This is a genomic window from Pontibacter rugosus (assembly GCF_042678745.1).
GTDB classification, from domain to species: domain Bacteria; phylum Bacteroidota; class Bacteroidia; order Cytophagales; family Hymenobacteraceae; genus Pontibacter; species Pontibacter rugosus.
In genome coordinates this window covers 1-1,722 of record NZ_JBHTLD010000397.1, presented here as the reverse complement: position 1 = coordinate 1,722, position 1,722 = coordinate 1, and the positions used below count along the sequence as shown (strand labels likewise).

General features: G+C 47.3%; 2 protein-coding genes. Both read left to right on the top strand.

Translation table 11 applies throughout. The features are described from left to right. Window positions 1-419 (top strand): hypothetical protein (locus ACFQ2O_RS21505; protein WP_377532935.1); only part of this gene is annotated, 419 nt, incomplete at its 5' end. Window positions 420-766: 347 nt separating this feature from the next. Continuing rightward, a complete protein-coding gene (locus tag ACFQ2O_RS21500) occupies window positions 767-1,381 on the top strand; it encodes a transposase (RefSeq protein WP_377532933.1) in 615 nt (204 codons plus the stop codon). The last annotated feature ends 341 nt before the right edge of the window (window positions 1,382-1,722 follow it).

The following is a 1,722-nucleotide window of genomic DNA, read 5'->3' as shown; positions in this document are numbered from 1 at the left end:
ATAACTTTTTAACCCTCTCTTATGACAGGGAAGCTCGATTAGGCAAGGCTGAATGGGCCGGGCGTTTGCAAGGGCCAGAGCTCAGAGAGGCTTTCCTGCTTATATTAGAGCTAGTGGATCGCTTCTCTCTAACTCGGTGGCTGGCTGACGACCGCTTGATGGGAGACATTACTCCTGCCGACCTGGAGTGGAGCCTGGAGGTATATGTGCCCCGGTTATCTAAAAGCTCTATGCTCCGCATGGCGCGACTACCTTCGGCGTTTGAACAAAGCCGAACCTCCGTTGATGTAATGATTAGTAAGGGAAGCACCTATAACCTTAACCTCATTCTCCGCGATTTTGCAGATGAAAAGGAGGCAATGGAGTGGCTAATGCAGCCATTATTACATCAAAACAAGTATAAGCACCAAAGTGTCTAAGCATACTTGAAAGATAGCCTCAGTGCTGACTCAACCTGCAGCGCACTGGCAGGAGCTTTGCACAGGAACCTGGTGAAATCTATCCCGCTCCTTGATAGGGCGAGATAATATTAAACCTATGCTTCGTGCTTTTCCAGATGGGTAAGAGGCGTAGCCTCGCTGATGAAGCCGCGTTAGAGTTTTGTGCTCAAGCTGGTGTGCTATCATTTGTAGTATGAGTGCCTCAAAATTTCACATATTACGGCTCATCTTAAGTTCAAAGTCATACCCCGCCTATCCCAGGCATTAGAAAGAGCTGCTGTTACCAAGATGAAAGCTACTTAGGCAATGTTGCCGTATAGATGTACATGCAACAGACAGCTCCGCTGGAGCCGGAAAAGTACTACCATATCTATACACGGGGTAATAACAAAGAAACGCTGTTCCGGGAGCCGGAAAATTACCTGCTGTTCCTGCAACTTTACCGCAAGTATGTGGCACCTTATGCTGAAACCTTTGCTTATTGCTTGCTGCCCAACCATGTGCACTTCCTGGTAAGGGTAAAAGATGAAAAGGCGCTGAAGCCACAATGGCTTACAGAGGACGAGGCGAAACTGATAAGTATAGAGCGGCAGTTGGGCCACCTGCTCAATGCCTTTGCTAAAACCATCAACAACAAGTATAGCCGTATTGGGCGGCTGTTGCAGCATCGGTTCGGCAGGAAAGAAGTCAGCTCTGAATCATACTTTACCAGGCTTGTCTTTTACATCCACTTTAATCCGCAGCATCACGGCCTGATAACTAGCTTTAGCGGATGGCAGCACTCCTCGTACCACAGTATACTTTCAGAGGGAAAGACATCTTTGCAGCGCGAGGAGGTGCTGACGTGGTTTGGAGGCAGGGAAGCATACAGAAAGTTTCACGAAAAAAATGCCGCCGACTTCGAAAGCATAGCTCCGCTCATACAAGGAGATGTGCCATAACCAAGTATAAAAAATCTCGCCACGCGAATAGACCTCGCAGCGTGCGCAGCTCCTGCGAGCGTCTGGGTTGGATAGGCTGTTGCTTCGTGGAAAGGCAGTTGGAGGGTTAGACGCTCGCGGGACCTTCGGACACCGCGAGTTTCCAAGTAGGGTTCAGCTCCTCAGTTTAACTACAGGTGGTAGCCCAGACCAGACAAATAATCTAGCGTCTCAATAATAACATCAGTAACTAGAAAGCTGTAGTTAATATCATTATGTTGAAATATTTTTGTATAATAATGATTATATGCTGGTGTAAACTTCACCAGTTCGTACTTAATTTTTATCCCCTTGAAGTCATA

What these genes read in the sequence shown, in the direction of transcription:
- ACFQ2O_RS21500 (WP_377532933.1), top strand. Translation starts at nt 767, where the DNA reads ATGCAACAGACAGCTCCGCTGGAGCCGGAAAAGTACTACCATATCTAT.